This is a genomic window from Micromonospora narathiwatensis (assembly GCF_900089605.1).
Taxonomy (GTDB): domain Bacteria; phylum Actinomycetota; class Actinomycetes; order Mycobacteriales; family Micromonosporaceae; genus Micromonospora; species Micromonospora narathiwatensis.
Genome location: NZ_LT594324.1, coordinates 5667341 through 5686187 on the forward strand (window position 1 = coordinate 5667341; position 18847 = coordinate 5686187).

Sequence of the window (18847 nt, forward strand, 5' to 3'; positions counted from 1 at the left end):
GATCGCCCATGGGCGCGCGATCGGCGCGCCGGGTCAGTGATCTCCACAAGTGTACGGCGGGTCGGCGCGGTCGCCACCGCACCGAGACACCGTAGTGGGCGGGCTCACCCCGTCAGTTGCCCGCCGCGCCGTCGGTCAACCCGCTCAACGCGTCGTTGGCCAGGAACACCACCAGCAGGCTGATCGCGATCAGCAGACCCAGCGAGGCAGCCAGCACGATCACCACCTTGGTGTTGCTGGACCGGGCCGCCGGAGCGTCCTCGGCCCAGCCCTGGGCCAGGATGTGCCCGGTCAGGGAGCCGGAATTCTCCTCCAGATCGCTCTGCGGGAACGCGACGGTGGTGAAGCCTGCTCCGCCGCTGCCTCCGTACGCCGTACCGGCCAGGTCGGGACCGCCCTGGTGGGCCGGCCCGGGGGCGGCCGCGGACCCGCTGACCGGGTACGCGGGCCCACTGGGCCGGCCGGTCGGACCGTTCCGCTGATCGGTCGGGTTGGTCGGCGGCGGCCAGGTGGGCAGCGCGGGTGCGGGCACCACCGGCGCCGGGGTAGCCGTCACCGGCGGCGTGGCGACCGGTGCGGCCGCCGGCGGGGCGACCGGTGCCGGCACTGGCGGCGCGGACACCGAAGCGCCGGCCCGGGCGGCCGGCATGGTCGGCGGCGCGGAGACCGAAGCGCTGGCGCGGGCGGCCAGACCGATCGGGGGCGCGGAGACCGGCACGCTGGCCCGGGCCGTCGGAGCGATCGAAGGCGCGGAGACCGAGGCGCTGGCCCGGGCCGGCATGGCCGGCGGCGCGCCGGCGGGCCCGCCCGCCGGGGCGGCGAGGGGTGCCGGCCCGCCGGTCGGGGCAGCCGTGGCGGGCGGCGGCGGGAACGGCGGAGCCGGCATGGGGCCGGGTGGCGGCGGAGGCGGTGGCACCGGTGGGCCAGACGGGGGCACCGGCGGCCCGGGCAGCGGCGGCACCGGCCCCGGCGGAGTCGGCCCGGGCGGCGGTGTGGGCAGCGGCGGCACCGGCCGGAACGGCGGCTCCGGCTCCGGCACGGGCGGCGACGGCGACGGCGGGGTGGGGCCCGGTACGGGCGTCGGCGCCGGCTCGGGTTCCGGTGCGGGCGGCGTCGGCGGCTGTGCCGGCTCCGGTGGCTGCGCCGGCTCGGGCGGCTCGGGGTTGACCGGACCCGCGCGGTAGACCTTGGCACCGCCGGCCTTCGCCACCGTCGCGGCGGCGACCTCGTCCGGCGACATCCGGTTCAGGCCGGGCACGGCGGCGCTGGCCCGGGCCTGCCCCGCCTCGGCCCGCGGTGCCGCCTGCGCCGGTGCACCCGCCCGGTACGTGGTGGCGGCGGCCGGCGTGCCCGGCAGGGCGTCAGCCGGCGACGGTACGGCCGCACCGGTGACGCTGACGCGTGCCCGGGCGACGGCGGCCGGGGCGGCCTCGCCCGGCTGCTCGCCGGCAGCCGGTCCGGCCGGCTCGGGCGTGGATCCGGGGTGGACCGTCTCCGCCGGAACCTCTTGCTCGCCCATGCTCCCCCCTCCGCGCCCGCGTTCGACCCCGGACCGTAGCGTTGGCCTGGAGTGCCTGGGTCTCACCGTGCCACATTCCGGCCCGGCAGCACAGTCGGAGTGGACGGTTGGGTCAGCTACCGGTGCTCGGGCTGGACGACGCCGTGCTGGCCGCGGTGCTCGACGGGTCGGCGGCGCTCGCCGTCGCCTCCGGCTCCGTGTCCGTCGCGTCGCTCGGCGTGGAGCTCGGCGAGTCGGACGGGTGCGACGTCGGCGACCCCGTGGGCGACTCGCTCGGCGAGTTCGACGGGCTGGGGCTCGGACTCGGCGTGGTGGGTTGCGGCGTGGGCGAATGGGTCGGCTTCGGGGTGGCCGGTCGCGTCGGCGTCGGCGTGGGGGTGGGCGTGGGCGTGGGGGTCGGCTTGGGCGTCGCGGTCGTCCCGGTCGGGGCCGGCGTCGGGGTGGCCGGGGCGGGCACCGCGCCGATCACCCGGGTGGCGGCGTAGAGCCGGGTCCAGCGGACCACGGAGATCTTGACCACGTCGCCGGTGCGCGGCGCCTCGACCATCTTGCCGTTGCCGATGTACATGGCGACGTGGTGGATGCTCGTCCAACTGCTCCCCGAGGCGAAGAAGAGCAGGTCGCCAGGGAGCAGCGCGTTCGGGTCCACGGTGCGGGAACGGGTGGCGTAGTACTGGTCGCGGGAGACCCGGGGCAGGCCGCGGTAGCCGGCCGCCCGGTACGAGGCGAGGACCAGGCCGGAGCAGTCGAAGCGGTCCGGACCCTCCGCCGCCCACAGGTACGGGTCGCCGAGTTGGGCGAGGGCGTACCGCACGGCGGCCAGTGCCTGTGGGTCGGCGACCAGCCCGCTGACGCTCTGGTTGAAGACGTACGAGGTGCCGACCTGCTGTTCGGCGGCGTCCTGGCGCTTCTCGATCTCAAGCAGCAGTGCGGCGTTGTCCTGGCGCAGCTTGAGCAGCGTGGCTTCCTGCCGGTGCAGCTCCGCCTCGATCTGCGCGTACCTGTCGGCCTTCTCCTCGGCGCCCTGCTTGACCGCGGCGTGTGCCTCGCGGGCCGACTTCTCGTTGGCGGTGGCCCGGGTGACCTCGCCGGCGACCGCGGTGGTGGCCCCGTCGGCCTTGTCGCCGCGGGTGAGCCGCTGGAGGTCGCTGAAGCTACGCAGGTCGGGGCCGAACGGCAGGGGTGGCACTGCGGCGGCGGCCTTGACCGCGTCGGCGGCGGCGTTGCGGGCGCTCTCCTGGGCCCGGTCCAGCGCCTCTTCGGCCTCCTGGAGCGTGGTGGCGGCGAGGGCCACCTCGGTCTCGGCCGCGTCCCGGGCCTTCTTGGCCTCGATCAGGTCGTCGCCGAGCTGGGCGACCTGCGCGTCGACCTGGTTGATCTGCGCGATGAGCGGCCCGTCGGCCGGGTTGGTGACGCCCGTGATGACACCGGGTGCCCCGGGGGTCTGACCGGGCACCCCGGGAACCGCGCCGGGGAACTGCAACGCCCCGGTGTAGGTGGGGCGGGAGCCGGAGTGCGGGATCGTGTCGGGCAGCGGGTCGGCCCAGACCGGGGTGGCGAGCGCCGCGGCCGCCACCGCGCCGAGCAGGGCGGACCAGAGCCTCGGACGCAGCACCGGGGAGATCAACGGGAACCTGCGTCGCTGTCGTCGGCCCCGCCTGCTGTCGACCATTCCGCTCCCCGTCCGGTTTGGTGTGTTCCGCGTCGGATGGACGCGGGTAAACCGGGACGGCGCCGATGTGTTCGTTCCGCCCCCATCCTGTCTTACCTCACCAGCGCACCTATGTCGATGCGCGGAGGGTGACGGCCGGACGGGCGTCCGGTGAATTTCGTCGCCGCGGTCGACCGGGTCGCCGGTTCGTCGGCCCTGCGACGTACGCTCGACCCGGATCGCAGGTGGAAGGGACGTGGCTTTCGATGGACGCCGGACTCAAGCGTGAGCTCGAAGCGAAGGTCTACGCGGGGGAGCGGCTCACCCGCGAGGACGGCATCGCCCTCTACGAGTGCGACGACCTCGCCTGGCTGGGGCGGCTGGCCCACCACAAGCGCACCGAGTCGAACGGCGACCGGGTGATGTTCAACGTCAACCGGCACCTCAACCTGACCAACGTCTGCTCCGCGTCGTGCGCGTACTGCTCGTTCCAGCGTAAGCCGGGCGAGAAGGACGCCTACACGATGCGTATCGACGAGGCGGTCCGCAAGGCCAAGGAGATGGAGGACGAGCAGCTCACCGAGCTGCACATCGTCAACGGCCTGCACCCGACCCTGCCCTGGCGCTACTACCCCAAGGTGCTGCGCGAGCTGAAGGCGGCACTGCCGAAGGTCAACCTCAAGGCGTTCACCGCGACCGAGGTGCAGTGGTTCGAGAAGATCAGCGGCCTGAGCGCCGACGAGATCCTCGACGAGCTGATGGACGCCGGCCTGGAGTCGCTGACCGGCGGCGGCGCGGAGATCTTCGACTGGGAGGTCCGGCAGCACATCGTCGACCACGCCTGTCACTGGGAGGACTGGTCGCGGATCCACCGGCTGGCCCACTCGAAGGGCATGAAGACCCCGTCGACCATGCTCTACGGCCACATCGAGGAGCCCCGGCACCGGGTCGACCACGTGCTGCGGCTGCGCGAGCTGCAGGACGAGACGGGCGGCTTCCAGGTCTTCATTCCGCTGCGCTACCAGCACGACTTCGTCGACTCGGCGGACGGCAAGGTCCGTAACCGGATCCAGGCCCGGACCACCATGGCCTCGCCGGCCGAGTCGCTGAAGACCTTCGCCGTCTCCCGGCTGCTCTTCGACAACGTCCCGCACGTGAAGTGTTTCTGGGTGATGCACGGCCTCTCGGTGGCCCAGCTGTCGCTGAACTTCGGCGTGGACGATCTGGACGGTTCCGTCGTGGAATACAAGATCACCCACGACGCCGACTCGTACGGCACGCCGAACACCATGCACCGCGACGACCTGCTGCACCTGATCTGGGATGCCGGCTTCCGCCCGGTCGAGCGGAACACCCGCTACGAGACCGTCCGCGAGTACGACGCGGCTCCGTCGCTCGCCGAGCGCCGGGCCGAGCCGCAGCGGGTCTGGGCCTGACCGCGGCTGAGCGCGCCCTCGGCGGCCGGAGTCGGTGACGACCCGCCGCCGTTCGAGCCGTCGCGGCGCGTCAGGACTGCCCGGGAGTCACCCGACCATCGCTACCGTCCGTGTCGGCGAACCGCCGCATGGCGGCCCGGGAGATTGATGGTCGGGAACGGCTGCGCGGCCCCTCGGCCGGGCTGAGTTCCCGGGCGATATATGCCCGCAAACCGCCATCAATCGCTGTCCACTCCCCCTGTTGGAAGTGCCTTGTATCCGAACGGCGGATGGCTGTGAATCCGCTGTTCACGTTCCGGATGTCCGGCGTAAGCGATTGGCTGCTGACTGAGTCATTGTCCCTCCTGAGCCTGTCCCCACCAGCCAAATGTGGGCCGGGTCCGGGCGCGGTTTCGTGCCCGGGTCGAGGGAGGGATCAAGGTGCAGCGTCCACGCTTCGTGTTCCTCGCCGCGCCAGCGACACAGGCGCAGGTCGCACCCGAGAGGGAACGCATCCTCTGGATGCTCGTATCGCCCAATAATCGGCAACTCGGCCGAAGCGCCTCCTATCACGACGCCTACGCCGACAGTCGCCAGGCGGTCCTCGATCTTCAGCAGAATCTGGATCGCGTTATTCGGCTGGAAAGCCTGGTCGAAATGACCGGACAGTGGATCTGGCGGCTGAATCTCGACGGCCATGCCGTCGCCGCCTCCAGCCGTTCCTACTTCCGGGCGCGGGAGTGCGCGTACAACCTGGAACGGTTCCTGGAGGCGGTACCGCAGGCGGACCTCGTCGTCGGCGTCCGCGCTGCCAGACGGGGACGTCAGCGGCCGACAGAAACGGAAGACGTCGCCGCGATCCACCCAACCCGCTCGCTGGCCACCGGCCTGACGCCATCGTCGTTCGGTGAGGCGTACCGGCCCCGGTTCCGAATGCCGGGTGAGCTGTGAAAGACCGGCGGCCGGCAATCGGCATCGGCCGGTCGACGAAGAGCGCGCGGACGGACGTACCGAAATGGACAGGGCGCGACGAATTGAGCCGCCGACGTGAGTCGGTGACCCGATCGGGACGGCGGACATCCGGAATTCACCGGTCACATGTCTGGCGTAAGTATTCGCCTGTCCGCGACGTCACCGCTCCCGCCGAGCGTGGGCCGTGCGACGAACGGGGCCGCGGCACCGGTCGAGTCGGCTCAGGAAAGGTGGCATTCCAGGTGTGCAGCACGGTCAGGCGCGGTCTCGTGCCTGTCACCCGTCATCCCGTGGTGGGCCGCTGATGGTCACGACAACGATCCCCGGCGCTCCCGCCGGGGAGTCCGCCGACGTACCGCGCCGGACGACGTCCCGGATCGGCCCCTCCGACCATGCCTTCCGTCTGGTCGCGCGGGCCGGTGGCGCCGCCGTGCTGGTCATCATGTTGCTGGTCGGTGGCTTCCTGCTCTACCGCGGTTGGGCGGCGCTTCAGGTCGCCGGCTGGTCGTTCTTCACGACCCAGGCGTGGGACCCGGATTCCAACAACTTCGGTGTGGCGGCGCTGCTCGTCGGGACGGTGGCGATCGCCATCGTCGCGGTGTCCTTCGCGGTGCCGCTCGCCACCGGCACCGCTCTCTACATCTCCGAGTACGCCCCGCGCCGGTTTCAGCGCACGCTCGTCTCGCTGGTGGATCTGATGGCCGCCGTCCCGAGCGTGGTGTACGGCCTCTTCGGCTTCTATCTGCTCTCGGGCAAGGTCATCTACCTGTCCAAGTGGCTCTCCACCTGGCTCGGCTGGATCCCCATCTTCCGGGTCGTCGAAGGTGGACAACCGGTGGACCCGCGTGACCCGCTCGCCACGATGTCGGTCTACAGCTCGTCGACGTTCATTGCCGGGATGGTCGTGGCGATGATGGTCACGCCGATCATGTCCTCGGTGATGCGCGAGGTCTTCTCCCAGGCACCGGTCGGGGAGCGCGAGGGCGCGTACGGCCTGGGTGCCACCAAGTGGGGGATGATCCGGACCGTGGTGCTGCCCTTCGGGCGGGGCGGCATGATCGGCGGCACGATGCTCGGTCTGGGCCGAGCCCTCGGGGAGACGATCGCCGTTTACATGATCATCACTCCGCTCTTCGAGATCAACTGGCACATCCTCCAGAACGGCGGCATCTCCGTCTCCGCCCTCATCGCCCAGCGCTACAGCGAGTCCAGCGATTTCGGGCTCTCCGCGCTGATGGCGGCCGGTCTCGCCCTGTTCCTCATGACGCTGGTCATCAACTTCATCGCATCAGCGATCATCGCCCGAAGCCGATCCGGCGCCGAGAGTGAGGCCTGACCCGATGGCCGGATTGACACCCGCTGAGACCTCGACCGCGTACGCCGAAGACGCCGTCGCGCAGCGGACAGACGAGGTCGACCCGACTTCACGACGGGCGCGTCACGCCGCGGAACCCGACGACGATGCGGCGCGGCGGCCGACCACCACCATTCCGGCTCCGCCGGCCGAGTCGGACGTACCCGCGCGGCCGAGGGCGATCGGCGGCACCGGCGAGGGTGGGGCCTTTCCCGTCCTCGCCGCGGCGGCCGCCGCGGTGGGCTTCACGGCACTGCTCTTCTACCAGCTCGCGCCGCTCAGCGGCGCCCTCGGGCTCGTCGTCGTCGGCTACCTGAGCTTTCTGGTCTTCTACACGGTGCTCGTCTCGTACGAGAATCCCGGCCCGGCGGTGCGTGCCAAGGTGGCCTCGGTGATCGTGCCGAGCCTCGGCTTCGTGCTGCTCGCCGCGCTGGTCCTCGTCGTCGGCTACGTGCTGATCCGGGGCTGGGAGTCGCTGAAACACCTGAACTTCGTCACCCAGGACATGTCCTTCGCCGGACCACTGGACCCGCTCACGGTGGGCGGGATCGTGCACGCGGCGATCGGCACCCTGGAACAGATAGCGATCTGCCTCGCCATCACCATTCCCGCCGGGATCATCTGCGCGGTCTTCCTCAGCGAGTTCCCCGGTACGTTCAGCCGCTTCGTCCGGACCATCGTCGAGGCGATGACCGCTCTGCCGTCGATCGTCGCCGGCCTCTTCGTCTACCTCTCCTACATTCTCATCTGGGGCCACTGGGTCGAGACGCACCTTTCGGAGCGCTGGCAGTGGCTCGCGCCGGGCAAGTCCGGCTTCGCCGCGTCGCTGGCGCTGAGCATCATGACCCTGCCGATCATCGTGCGCGCGGCCGACGTGGTGCTGCGCCTCGTCCCCGGACACCTGCGGGAGGCCTCCTACGCCCTCGGCGCGTCGCACTGGCGCACGGTGTGGCAGGTGGTCCTGCCGACGGCCCGGTCCGGCCTGGCCACCGCGGTGATCCTCGGCACCGCCCGCGGCATCGGCGAGACGTCCCCGGTTCTGCTCACCGCGGGCTTCGCGGCCAGCGTCAACCTCAATCCGTTCAGCGGACCGCAGGTCTCCCTGCCGCTGTTCACCTTCGACTCGGTGAAGTCGCCGGAACCGTCGATGGTGGCTCGTGGCTTCGGTGCCGGCGCGGCGTTGATGCTGCTCGTCCTGCTGCTCTTCGTCCTGGCGCGGGTGCTCGGTGGCCGCGGTGCCGGCAATCTCAGCAAGCGTCAACTCCGGCGACGAATGGTCGCCTCCTATCGGGACGCGCGGCGGTTCGCCGAACGCAGCCGCTCGCGCTCCGTCGTACCCGACTCAGCACCCGCACCCGGGGGCGACAGTGAGGAACGTCATGTTTAGGAAATTGATGCCGGGTGGCCCGAGCGGGCCACGTCGACTTGCGTCCGCCGCGCTCGCGCTGGGGATCGCGGGGGCGGTCGTCGTGCTTCCGGGCACGGCCGCCAGCGCCGCCACGTACGTCCCGGTCAGCGGCGCCGGCTCCACCTGGAGCGCGAACGCGCTGCGCCAGTGGGCGGCCAACGTCAAGAAGAACGGCATGACGATCAACTTCGCCGCCACCGGCTCCACCGATGGACGGACCCAGTTCGCCAACGGCACCGTCGACTTCGGCGTCTCGGAGATCCCGTACGGGCTGTACGACTCGAACTTCGGTCGGGCGGCCGACCAGCCGCCCGCGCGCAAGTTCGCCTACATGCCGATCGTGGCCGGCGGCACGTCGTTCATGTACAACCTCAACATCGGCGGGCGGCGGGTCACCAACCTGCGGCTCTCGGGCGAGAACGTCGCGAAGGTCTTCACCGGCGCCATCAAGTACTGGAACGACCCGGCGATCAAGGCGGACAACCCGTCGCTGACCCTGCCCGCGCGGCGGATCGTTCCCGTGGTCCGCTCCGACGGCTCGGGCACCACGGCGCAGTTCACGCTCTGGCTGAGCAAGCAGTATCCGGACATCTGGAACGCCTACTGCGCCCGCAACGGCAAGCGCACCCCGTGTGGGCTCACGTCGTACTACCCGTACAAGCCCAGTGAGGGGTTCGTCGCCAAGTCCGGCTCGGAGAACGTCTCCGGCTTCGTCCGCCAGCCGCAGGGCGAGGGCGCGATCACCTACGTCGAGTACTCGTACCCGGAGAAGGCCGGCTTCCCGGTGGTCAAGTTGCTCAACTCGGCCGGCTACTACGTTGCTCCGACGGCAGAGAACGTCGCCGTGGCGCTGACCAAGGCCGAGATCGAGGAGCACAACACCGACCCGGCGGTCTACCTGACCCAGAAGCTCGACAACGTCTACCGGAACCCGGACAAGCGGGCGTATCCCCTGTCCTCGTACTCCTACATCATCGTGCCGGTCGCGGAGGAGTACGGGCTGAAGCAACCCGACAAGGGGTACACGCTCGGGAAGTTCGGCTACTACCTGCTCTGCGAGGGGCAGAACCAGGCCAAGTCGCTCGGCTACTCGCCGTTGCCGAAGAACCTGGTCGAGGCCGGCCTCAAGCAGGTCGAGCGAATCCCCAACATGGCGCGCGAGCCGAACAAGATCGCCAACTGTCGGAACCCCACGTTCTCCGGCGACGGCACGAACACGCTGGCCAACAACGCGCCGTACCCGCCGGAGTGTGATCGCAAGGGCGGCCCGGCCCAGTGCACCACCGGCACCGGTGGAGCGCCGCAGGACACCCCGTCGAACAACAACGGGGGTTCGACCGGCGGGAACAACCCCGGTGGCTCGGGCGGACCGAACCCCACGGCCGGGCCGAACGCGACCGCCGGCCCGAACGCCAGTGCCGGGCCGAACGCCGCGCCGAGTGCCGGGGCGGTTGACCCGCTCACGGGCGACCCGGTCGCCGGTGGCTCCGACCCAGGCGCAGGCGCGGGCACAGGCGGGGATTTCGTCGCCGGCATCCCGGTCGCCCTCGACGCCGACGGTGGGTGGCGCCTGTCGCACACCCTGATGCTGCTCGCCGGAGTGCTGTTCGTCGGCCTGATGATCGGACCACCGCTACTCGCCCGGTCGCTGCAGCGCCGTGGCCGCAACAATTCGTGGAGCGGGTCGTGAGCCGGGCGATGAGCCATGGCCGACGGCGGGGCGTGGCCGCGGCAGCGGTTCTCGTCGGGGCGGCCGCGCTGCTGACCGTCGGCCCGCCGGTCTCACCGGCGAGAGCGGTCGACGAGGTGACCGACTCCGCGGTCACGGTCAGCGGGCGCATGGGCCAGCTGGGCGACGACTGGAGCGACCTCAAGGTCACCGTCTCCCAGACGAAGAACCTGACCAACCAGTCGGTCACCGTGACCTGGACCGGCGCCCCCAAGACCAAGTTCTACGCCAAGGATCCCAACGCGAACTACCTGCAGGTCATGCAGTGCTGGGGCCCGGATCCCGACGCGCCCGACTTTCGAGAGACCTGCGAGTGGGGCGTCGGTCGGTACAAGAAAAACGGTGACAAGACCGAGGTCGAACCCCCCGAGCAGCGTTCTCCGGTGCCGGCGGACCCGTTGGAGGACGGGCTGCTCCGGACGGGCGCGAGGCTCATCCCGTTCCGGTCCGCGCTGGACGGCTCTCGAACTCCGGATGGCAGCCCGGAAGACCCGTTCCCCGCCGAAGGACTGCCGCCGGACAGCCCGCTGAAGCCGGCCGAGGTGCTCTCGAACTACTTTGGCATTTACACCAGCAACGAGATTCCTTTTGCCGTGACGACCGGTGACGGTTCCGGTCGGGCGGTCTTCGAGGTTCGTAACGCGGTCCGCGACCCGCACCTGGGCTGCGGCGTCCGCACGGGCGGCGCCAGCGGCGCTCCCCGCCGATGCTGGCTGGTCATCGTCCCCCGCGGCGAGCGAGAGGTCGACGGGACGCACCAGGAGATCGTTACGTACCGGGGGGCGCTCACGCCGTCGATCTTCGCCGACCGGCTGGTCGTGCCGTTGGACTTCACCCCGGTGGACGCCGGGTGCCCCCTGGACCGGGAGGAACGGGGGACGGTCGGCACGGAGATGATCGCCGAGGCCGTGCTCGCCTGGCAGCCCGCGCTCTGCGCCAACAACGGGCCGGTCTTCGCCTATTCGACGACGGGCGACGAGGAGGCGGTGCGGCAGGTGCTGGACGCGTCGAACGACGGTCCGGGCCTGGCCTTCACCTCCGATCCGGTGGTTCCCGAGGAGGGGCAGCCGCCCGTCGTGCAGACACCGGTCGCCGTCTCCTCGGTGGTCATCGCGTTCAACATCGACCTCCGCCTCGCGGGCACCGTGCCGCCGGAGATGGAGCCGCTACGCCGCACCCTGGTACGCAACCTCAAGCTCACTCCCCGGCTGCTCGCGAAGCTGCTCACCCAGTCGTACGTCCGGGACGTGCCGGACGGGAACCAGAAGAACTATGTGGCGGACAACCCGCGAAGTCTCGGGGTGGACCCGGAGTTTCTGGCGCTGAACCCGGACTTTGCCTACATCGACAACGGGTTCGCTCCCGACGGCATCGTCGTCCCGTACGGCAATTTTGCGGCGGCCCGCGAGGTGTGGCGGTGGGTCCTCGCCGATCCGTCGGCGCGTGACTGGCTGAACGGCAAGCCTGACGGGCTCGGTGGTGGGCCCCACGGCAAGGGCATGGAGGTCAACCCGAACTACCGGTTCGTGTCCGCCGGTGCCCAGGACTACTTCCCGCGTACGGACCCTTCCTGCATCAATCCGGAGGAGCGGCCGGATCTGGAGGAGTGGCAGCAGGAACCGTCGCCGGGCCGGTGCACACTCGACCTTTTCCCGTACGCGCCGAGCCTCGGCGAGTCCGCGTACCAGACGCTGCGCGCCGACACCAAGCAGGCATCCAACTGGCAGCCGTCCTTTGACCGGAGCATTCCTGGCAAGTACGGCAAGGAGCCACCCAAGCAGGTGGGTCAGCGTTTCGCACTCTCCATCACCGACTCGGCGTCGGCCGCCCGCTACGGTCTCCACACCGCGCAGCTCTGCAAGGCGGTGACCGACGCCGACGGCAACATGGCCGCCTCGGACTGCCGCACCGCCGACACGACGGGCATGCTCGCCGGAGCCGACGCGATGGTGCCGAGCAAGGTGCCCGGGGTCCGCACGATCGACCCACTGCGTGCGGTCGCCACTCCGAAGGCGTACCCGCTGACCATGGTCACCTACGCGGCGGCCACTCTCGGTGCGCCCGCCGAGGCGCGGCGCGACTACGCGTCGCTGCTGCGGTACGTCGCCGGCAACGGACAGCAGCCGGGACAGCAGCCCGGCCAGTTGCCGGAGGGCTACGCGCCGCTGCCGCAGGCGATGCGGGCACAGACGTTGACCGTCGCGGACACGCTTGAGCGCTACCAGCCGCCGTCGCCGTCGCCCACGCCGACTCCGAATCAGCCCCCGGCGACCACCGCCCCCGCGGCGAGCGAGGCACCAACGTCGACCCCTACTGACACGGCCTCTGAAGTACCGAATCAGGGCGTCCCCCCGACCCCGGCACCCCCGGCCCCCTCGCAGTCGCCTCCCGTGGGCAAGCCGATCGCGCAACTGACTCCCGGCAGCCCACTGGGCCAGGTCCGCTGGGTCGTCGTGGCCCTACTCGTGGTCGGAGTGCTGGGCGGCATGGCCGGGCCGGTTCTCCTGATGGTGTCCCGACGCCTTCGATCGAACTCCGGCGGGCCGGCATGACGGCGAACGAAGGAATGGCAAGAGATTGGCACCCGGTGACTGAGCCGTTCATCTGGCCTAAGTGTTGCCGAAAGGAACCGCTCTCAACGTTTGCGCAACCTAGGTTTCGGTCTTTGGTTTCGGGCCGGGAAAGTTAGCACAACTCATTTTCATCGTGAAATGAGCCGCATTTCCTTCTCTCTCGGAAAGGGAGATCGCATGAGGGTCAACACCTTCGGCAAGGTGATGGTGGCGGGCGTGGCCGTCGCCGCCGTCGCCGTCTGGGGTAGCCCCGCGTCGGCGGACCCGGCGCCGGCGACGGACTACCGGACGCTTGCCGGCGCCGGCTCGGACACCACCCAGGACGTGATGAACGGTCTGGCGGAGACGATCCGAGTCAACGGCAACAAGGTCATCGCCTCCTGGGACGCCCGGGGCACCGCGCAGATCAAGACCAAGGCGACCAACTGCCAGTTCACCCGGCCCAACGGGTCCGGCGCGGGCCGCCAGGCCCTGCGTGCGGCCAAGGGCGAGGACCTCGGCGGCACCCACGGTGGGCCGGGTAAGTACCTCGGCTCCGACGTCGTGGGCTGCGTCGACTTCGCCCGCTCGTCGGCGTACTCCAGCACCACGCCGGGCACCAGCGGCAACCTCACCTACATCCCGTTCGGTGTGGACGCCGTGGCGCTGGCCATCAACAGCAACAGCGACCTGCCGCGCAACAACTCGTTCGCCCGGGTGCAGCGCGTCTACAAGTGCTTCGACAAGAACATCAGCGGCCTGCCGGTACAGCCGCTGATCCCGCAGGCGGGCTCCGGCACCCGTCAGTTCTGGCTGCAGCAGATGGAGATCACCGAGCAGGAGATCTCCCTGGGCGACCTGCCCTGTCTGACCGTTGCTGGCGTTCCGAACCCGCAGGAGCACGACGGCACGGTCCTCCAGGGGCACAACGACTGGGTCGTGCCGTTCGCGGCGGGGCAGTTCCTCGCGCAGGGCAACAACGCGACGATCCAGACCGCCACCGGTCTGGTGGTGGAGGACCGGCGTGGCCCGGCACTGCTGACCGGCATGAACCTGCCCGGTCAGGCCGTCCAGCAGCCGATCGCGAGCGGTGTGCTCAACGCCAACTTCCCGCTCAACCGGGACGTCTACAACGTGGTCCCGACCGCTGACCTCACCAACCCGCTGATCAACCAGGTGTTCGTCGGCGACAACGCACTCGCCTGCACGCAGACGGTGACCGTCGGCAGCAGCCAGCGCAACGTGGTGCAGCTGTTCGGCTTCGGGCAGCGCTCGGCGAGCCCGGACCTGTTCCACCAGAAGTGCGGCGCCACCGCCCTGAAGTCCAACTCGTAACAGCAGAACACGAAGCGGCGGCTGGGCGTCCCACAGCGGGCGCCCGGCTCCGCGGTTACGTCGGCGGTCGCCGCGCCATCAGCGCGGGCGGGCCGCTCACCGGAGGAAGGTTGCGATGAGAACGCGGGAATGGCCAGCCAGGCGCGTACGCGCCGGGGCGGCGGCCGGGCTGAGCCTGGTGTTGGCCGGCGGCGTCTCCGCCGTCAGCGCCGCGCCGGCGCTTGCCGCGCCGCTCGGCACCGTCGCCATCTCGTCGCAGAGCGGCGACGTCACGAGCAACCCGATCTTCGCCAAGGCGACCACCTCGGCCCCGTGCCCCGCCGGCTACGGGGAGAACGCGTCGCTGCGGGTCGGCCCGCCGAACGGACCGTTCACCAACCTCGCCAAGCCGCTCACCGACGGCGGCTACGACAAGGCGAAGGTGACCTTCTCCCCCAACCGCTCCTACCAGCTGGCGCTCGGAAGCAACCCGGCCGACGGTGTCTGGTGGATCGTCGTCGAATGCTTCAGCGCCACTGCGGGTCGCCACCCGGAGCGGTTCGTCACGCCGATCACCGTCTCCGGCACCGGCTGGCGGGTCGGGGCGTCAGGGCAGCCGGCGCAGCCCGGGTCGCCGGATGAGTCGGCCACTCAGACGCCCACGCCCTCCGCGTCGCCGACGGCCACCGTCGACCCGACCCCGGCCGGCTCGGCAGAACCGAATCCCGCGACGTCGATGGCCGAGCCCACCCCCGCCGCCCACCGCCTGCCGGCGAGTGGAGCCAGCCTCGTCATCGCCGCCATCGTCACCGGCGGGGTCCTGCTCGCCGGCTCCCTGGTCAGCCTGCTCGTCGTACGCCGCCGTCGAGTGGCACCGGCGCTGCCGAAGGTGGCGTGGCCCGAGGAGTCGGTGACCGAGCCGCCGACCGAGCCGCCCTCCGACAGCGCGAAGACCGCAAGTTCCAGCAGTCGTACCACTACGCCGACGGCGAAAAGGAAGTAGTCGATGTCCCTGTCTGTCTCCCGGCGTGGCCGGATCGCTGCTGCACTCTCGGCGGCCACACTTCTCGGCGGCATGCTCGTGGGGCTGGTCGCCACGCCCGCTTACGCCGCCGACCTGGGCACCGTCAACCTCTCGCAGTCCCGTGGCACCGTCACCGCAAATCCGATGTTCGAGACCGCGATCACCTCCAAGCCGTGTCCGAAGCCGTACGGCGAGGAGGCCGCGCTCCGGATCGGTCCGGGCGTGCCGACGGGCCCGTTCACCAACCTGACCCCGTCGCTGGGCGGCGGCGGGTACGACGAGGCCCCGGTGACGGCCAACCCGAACCGGTCGATGCAGACCGCGCTCGGGGAGAAGCCGGCCGACGGCACCTACTGGGTGGTGGTCGAGTGCTTCAGCCTGCTGGCGGGCCGGAACCCCGATCGGTTCGTCACCCCGATCAAGGTCACCGGCGAGAACTGGGAGGTGGTGAGCTCGAACACGCAGACCACCACCACGCTCGCCGTCAGCCCGGCCGATTCGGCCGTGCAGGGCAGTGCGGTGACCCTGACCGCAACGATCGACCCGCCCGCGGCGACCGGCTCGATCCAGTTCCGCGACGGGGAAACGGCGCTCGGCGCTCCGGTCACCGTCTCCGGCGGCACTGCCACGCTCACCACCCGCGACCTGTCGGTGGGCCTGCGTGCCCTGAGCGCGGTCTTCAATCCGACCGGCAACTTCGACGCGTCGATCTCATCGGCGGCGTCGTATCGGATCACCGCTCCCGGGGCTCAGGACGTCACGATCGAGCTTGAGGCGACCCCGGCCAGCCCGCAGCCGCAGAAGACCCCCGTCACGCTGACCGCGAGGGTGACTCCGGCGACCACCGGACACGTCCAGTTCCGCAGGGGCACGGATCCCATCGCCTCGATCGAGGTCAGTGCTGATGGCACGGCCACCACGACGGTGAACACCGCGAGCGCGCCGCTGCTGGTCGGGGCGCACACCTTTACCGCCGAGTTCATTCCGACGAACCCGGACGAGTTCAACGGCGCACAGTCCGCACCGGTCCAGTACGAGATCACCGGGGACGGCGTCGCGCAGACCACCACGAAGCTCGAGGTGTCGCCGGCCGGTCCGAAGCCGCAGGGTACGGCCGTCACGCTCACCGCGACCGTGCAGCCGGCCGCGGCGGCGGGCAAGGTGCAGTTCAACGACGGGAGCACCGCACTGGGCGAGGCCGTCACCGTCCAGAACGGCACCGCGACCACGACCGTCACGACCCTTCCCGTCGGCGTTCACTCGCTCACCGCGGTATTCACGCCGAGCGACGCGACTCAGTTCAGCAACTCGACCTCCCAGACCGTCCAGTACGAGATCACCGCGCCGGCCACCGACAGCGATCTGACGGTGACCGACGAGGACGGCAAGAAGCTCGGCGCGAACCCGACGTTGTACCCGGGGCAGACCGTGCAGATCGAGGCCCGAGGGTTCACCGGCGACGAGCCGGTCGTGCTGCAACTCGACGGCACCACGGTGCAAACCGTGCCGGCTGAGAACGGCGTGGTCGGACTGACCTTCACGCTGGGCGAAGACAGCCGGGTCGGGGCGCATCAACTCGTGTTCTCCGGCACCGCCCACACGGTGACCTTCGACTTCACCGTCGCCGCCAAGGACGACGACCCGGCCGATGGCGACGACAACAACAGCGACGGTGACGGCGGCAACGGCGGTACTGGCGGCGGCAGCCTGCCGAAGACGGGTGTCGACGTCGTGACGATGCTCGGGGCCGGCCTGATGCTGGTCGGCGGCGGTGCGGGTGTGCTGGTGATGACCCGGCGGCGGCCACGGTTCGCGCCGGTGATCTGGCCGGACGAGCAGCGGTAGGACCGCGCGACAGCGTGGCAATGGGGCGGAATCAGGGCAAGGGAGAAGCACGACGATGACGGTGACGACAAGTCGCCCGCCGGCGGCACCGCCGCCGGCCCCGGCAGCGACCGCGCCGGCGCCGCCCCCGGCGGCGGCGAGCCGCCCGCTGCCCGCGGTGACGGCGAGCCCTCCGGAGTCGGGTGCTTCGAGCCCCGCACACCTGGCGTTTCACCTCTCCGGGGCCGGGCTCACGATCCTCGCCGTCGTGCTGCTCGCCTTCGTCGCCCACCTCACGGTCGTCTCCCAACTGCGCTACGCGCGGTCTCAGCAGACGGCGTACGCCGACTTCCGCTACGAACTGGCCAACGCCACCGCGCCGGTCGGTCAGACCGACGAGAACGGGAAGCTGGTGCCGCCCGGGAGCGCCGTCGCCGTGCTGCGGATCCCGGCCATCGACCTGCGGACCGTCGTCTTCGAGGGGACCCGGGGCGACGTGCTGGAGTCGGGCCCTGGGCACCGCCGTGACACCGTGCTGCCCGGCCAGGCGGGCACGAGCATCGTCATGGGCCGCAAGTTCCTCTACGGCGGACCCTTCGGCGCGCTCGACGTCCTGACGACGGGCGACGAGATCACCGCGATCACCGGGCAGGGCGAGCACAAGTACCGCGTCATCGCCCTGCGCCGGGCGGGCGAGGAGGCGCCGCCACCGTCGGAGACGGCACCCGGTCGACTGGTTTTGATCACCGCGGACGGGCCGGTCTACGCACCGGAGGACCTGCTCTACGTCTACGCCGAACTGACCTCGGACGCGCAACCCGCGGCACGCCGCGCGTTCGGCGCCGCGTCACTGCCGGCCAGCGAGCGACCGATGGCGGCCGACCAGAACGCCTGGATGTCCGTCGTGCTCTGGGGCCAGGCCCTGCTGCTCGCCGTGGCGGCGGTGACCTGGGTCCGGGTCCGGCGCGGGCGTTGGCCGGCCTGGATCGTCGGCCTACCGGTCTGCGGTGCGCTCGGCCTCACGCTCGCCGACCAGGTCGCCCGCCTACTGCCCAACCTGATGTGAACAACGTGGAAGCTGTGAGGACAAGGTGACGCACCCGATCGACGACATCGTGGCTCGGCGGGATGCCGCGCAGGACCCGCCCGCCGGGACACCGCTGGGCGGGGAGACACCGACCCTGGTGGACATCCCGCAGGCCGAGCTGGCCGCCCCCCACCGAGCCGGCGACGGCCTGGCCAGCACCGAGGTGATGCACCGGGGGAGTGCGCGGGTGGGGGCCGCGACGGACTCGCTCGCGATGCTGGAGGCCCGCTCAATCTCGGCCTGGTTCGGTGACCGCAAGGTGCTCGACCGGGTCTCCCTGACGATGCCGGCCGGCCAGGTGACCGCGCTCATCGGGCCGTCCGGCTGCGGTAAGTCCACCTTCCTGCGGATTCTCAACCGGATGCACGAGTTGGTGCCCAGTGCCGCGCTCGCCGGCGAGGTGTTGCTGGACGGGCGGGACATCTACGACTCCTCGCGCCGGGTCACCGACGCGCGCCGGCAAATCGGCATGGTTTTCCAGAAGCCCAACCCGTTTCCGGCGATGTCCATCTACGACAACGTCATTTCCGGGCTGCGGCTGACCGGGATCCGCGCGGGCCGGCGGGAACTGGACGACCTGGTCGAGGAATGCCTGATAAAGGCGGGTCTCTGGAAGGAGGTCCGCGACCGGTTGCGCCAACCGGGCGGAGCGCTCTCCGGTGGACAGCAACAGCGCCTGTGCATCGCCCGATCGCTCGCCGTACGCCCCCGGGTGCTGCTCATGGACGAACCCTGTTCGGCCCTGGACCCCACCTCGACGCGGCGGATCGAGGAGACGATTGCGGAACTGGTCACCGAGGTGACCATTGTCATCGTCACCCACAACATGCAGCAGGCGGCGCGCGTATCCGACGAGTGCGCTTTCTTTCTCGCCAGCCAGGGCACGCCGGGATCGATTGTCGAGTACGGGCCGACGTCCGCCATGTTCGAAAACCCGCAGGATTCCCGGACGTACGACTACGTGCATGGGCGGTTCGGCTGATGCCACCGCACCCAGA

Annotated in this window: 13 protein-coding genes; 11 read left to right on the plus strand and 2 right to left on the minus strand. The window is 70.6% G+C overall.

Annotation, left to right across the window (positions count from 1 at the left end; translation table 11 throughout):
- Positions 1-112: 112 nt before the first annotated feature.
- Entirely contained in the window at positions 113-1519 is a 1407-nt protein-coding gene (locus GA0070621_RS24960) for a hypothetical protein (RefSeq protein WP_091200306.1), read from the minus strand.
- A gap of 112 nt (positions 1520-1631) precedes the next feature.
- Positions 1632-3191 (minus strand): C40 family peptidase, encoded by a 1560-nt coding sequence (locus GA0070621_RS24965; protein WP_167667322.1) that lies wholly within the window; start codon positions 3189-3191, stop codon positions 1632-1634.
- A gap of 245 nt (positions 3192-3436) precedes the next feature.
- Between GA0070621_RS24965 and mqnE the strand changes: the two genes are divergently transcribed.
- From mqnE to pstB, 11 genes are all read left to right on the plus strand, one after another.
- The gene (gene mqnE / locus GA0070621_RS24970) at positions 3437-4606 is read left to right on the plus strand and encodes an aminofutalosine synthase MqnE (RefSeq protein WP_091200310.1); all 1170 of its coding nucleotides are present in this window, start codon (positions 3437-3439) and stop codon (positions 4604-4606) included.
- Positions 4607-5026: 420 nt separating this feature from the next.
- On the plus strand, positions 5027-5536 hold the full coding sequence (locus GA0070621_RS24975) for a hypothetical protein (RefSeq protein ID WP_157740042.1): 510 nt from the start codon (positions 5027-5029) through the stop codon (positions 5534-5536).
- Between the two features lie 325 nt (positions 5537-5861).
- Positions 5862-6893: a phosphate ABC transporter permease subunit PstC gene (pstC, locus tag GA0070621_RS24980; RefSeq protein WP_091200314.1), complete on the plus strand. Its 1032-nt coding sequence runs from the start codon at positions 5862-5864 to the stop codon at positions 6891-6893.
- 13 nt (positions 6894-6906) lie between these two features.
- On the plus strand, positions 6907-8298 hold the full coding sequence (gene pstA, locus GA0070621_RS24985; RefSeq protein ID WP_167667324.1) for a phosphate ABC transporter permease PstA: 1392 nt from the start codon (positions 6907-6909) through the stop codon (positions 8296-8298).
- Positions 8291-10009 (plus strand): phosphate ABC transporter substrate-binding protein PstS, encoded by a 1719-nt coding sequence (pstS, locus tag GA0070621_RS24990; RefSeq protein WP_167667326.1) that lies wholly within the window; start codon positions 8291-8293, stop codon positions 10007-10009. The genes pstA and pstS overlap by 8 nt, the downstream gene beginning before the upstream one ends.
- Positions 10006-12600 carry a hypothetical protein gene (locus GA0070621_RS24995; RefSeq protein ID WP_157740043.1) on the plus strand — a complete coding sequence of 865 codons (2595 nt, stop codon included), beginning with the start codon at positions 10006-10008 and terminating at the stop codon, positions 12598-12600. Before pstS ends, GA0070621_RS24995 begins: the two co-directional genes overlap by 4 nt.
- A 198-nt stretch (positions 12601-12798) precedes the next feature.
- On the plus strand, positions 12799-13935 hold the full coding sequence (locus GA0070621_RS25000) for a substrate-binding domain-containing protein (protein ID WP_157740044.1): 1137 nt from the start codon (positions 12799-12801) through the stop codon (positions 13933-13935).
- A 115-nt stretch (positions 13936-14050) separates the two neighbouring features.
- Positions 14051-14917, plus strand: a complete 867-nt coding sequence (locus tag GA0070621_RS25005; RefSeq protein ID WP_157740045.1) for a hypothetical protein — start codon at positions 14051-14053, stop codon at positions 14915-14917.
- Between the two features lie 3 nt (positions 14918-14920).
- A complete protein-coding gene (locus GA0070621_RS25010; RefSeq protein ID WP_091200326.1) occupies positions 14921-16783 on the plus strand; it encodes an Ig-like domain-containing protein in 1863 nt (620 codons plus the stop codon).
- Between the two features lie 55 nt (positions 16784-16838).
- Positions 16839-17828 carry a sortase gene (locus GA0070621_RS25015; RefSeq protein ID WP_091200328.1) on the plus strand — a complete coding sequence of 330 codons (990 nt, stop codon included), beginning with the start codon at positions 16839-16841 and terminating at the stop codon, positions 17826-17828.
- Between the two features lie 187 nt (positions 17829-18015).
- Positions 18016-18831 carry a phosphate ABC transporter ATP-binding protein PstB gene (pstB, locus tag GA0070621_RS25020; protein WP_091202827.1) on the plus strand — a complete coding sequence of 272 codons (816 nt, stop codon included), beginning with the start codon at positions 18016-18018 and terminating at the stop codon, positions 18829-18831.
- Positions 18832-18847: the final 16 nt, after the last annotated feature.

Bases quoted from the DNA above. Each gene is read 5' to 3' on its own strand.
- GA0070621_RS24960 (WP_091200306.1), bottom strand. From the start codon at position 1,519: ATGGGCGAGCAAGAGGTTCCGGCGGAGACGGTCCACCCCGGATCCACG.
- GA0070621_RS24965 (WP_167667322.1), bottom strand. From the start codon at position 3,191: ATGGTCGACAGCAGGCGGGGCCGACGACAGCGACGCAGGTTCCCGTTG.
- mqnE (WP_091200310.1), top strand. From the start codon at position 3,437: ATGGACGCCGGACTCAAGCGTGAGCTCGAAGCGAAGGTCTACGCGGGG.
- pstC (WP_091200314.1), top strand. From the start codon at position 5,862: ATGGTCACGACAACGATCCCCGGCGCTCCCGCCGGGGAGTCCGCCGAC.
- pstS (WP_167667326.1), top strand. From the start codon at position 8,291: ATGTTTAGGAAATTGATGCCGGGTGGCCCGAGCGGGCCACGTCGACTT.
- GA0070621_RS25000 (WP_157740044.1), top strand. From the start codon at position 12,799: ATGAGGGTCAACACCTTCGGCAAGGTGATGGTGGCGGGCGTGGCCGTC.
- GA0070621_RS25005 (WP_157740045.1), top strand. From the start codon at position 14,051: ATGAGAACGCGGGAATGGCCAGCCAGGCGCGTACGCGCCGGGGCGGCG.
- GA0070621_RS25010 (WP_091200326.1), top strand. From the start codon at position 14,921: ATGTCCCTGTCTGTCTCCCGGCGTGGCCGGATCGCTGCTGCACTCTCG.
- GA0070621_RS25015 (WP_091200328.1), top strand. From the start codon at position 16,839: ATGACGGTGACGACAAGTCGCCCGCCGGCGGCACCGCCGCCGGCCCCG.
- pstB (WP_091202827.1), top strand. From the start codon at position 18,016: ATGCACCGGGGGAGTGCGCGGGTGGGGGCCGCGACGGACTCGCTCGCG.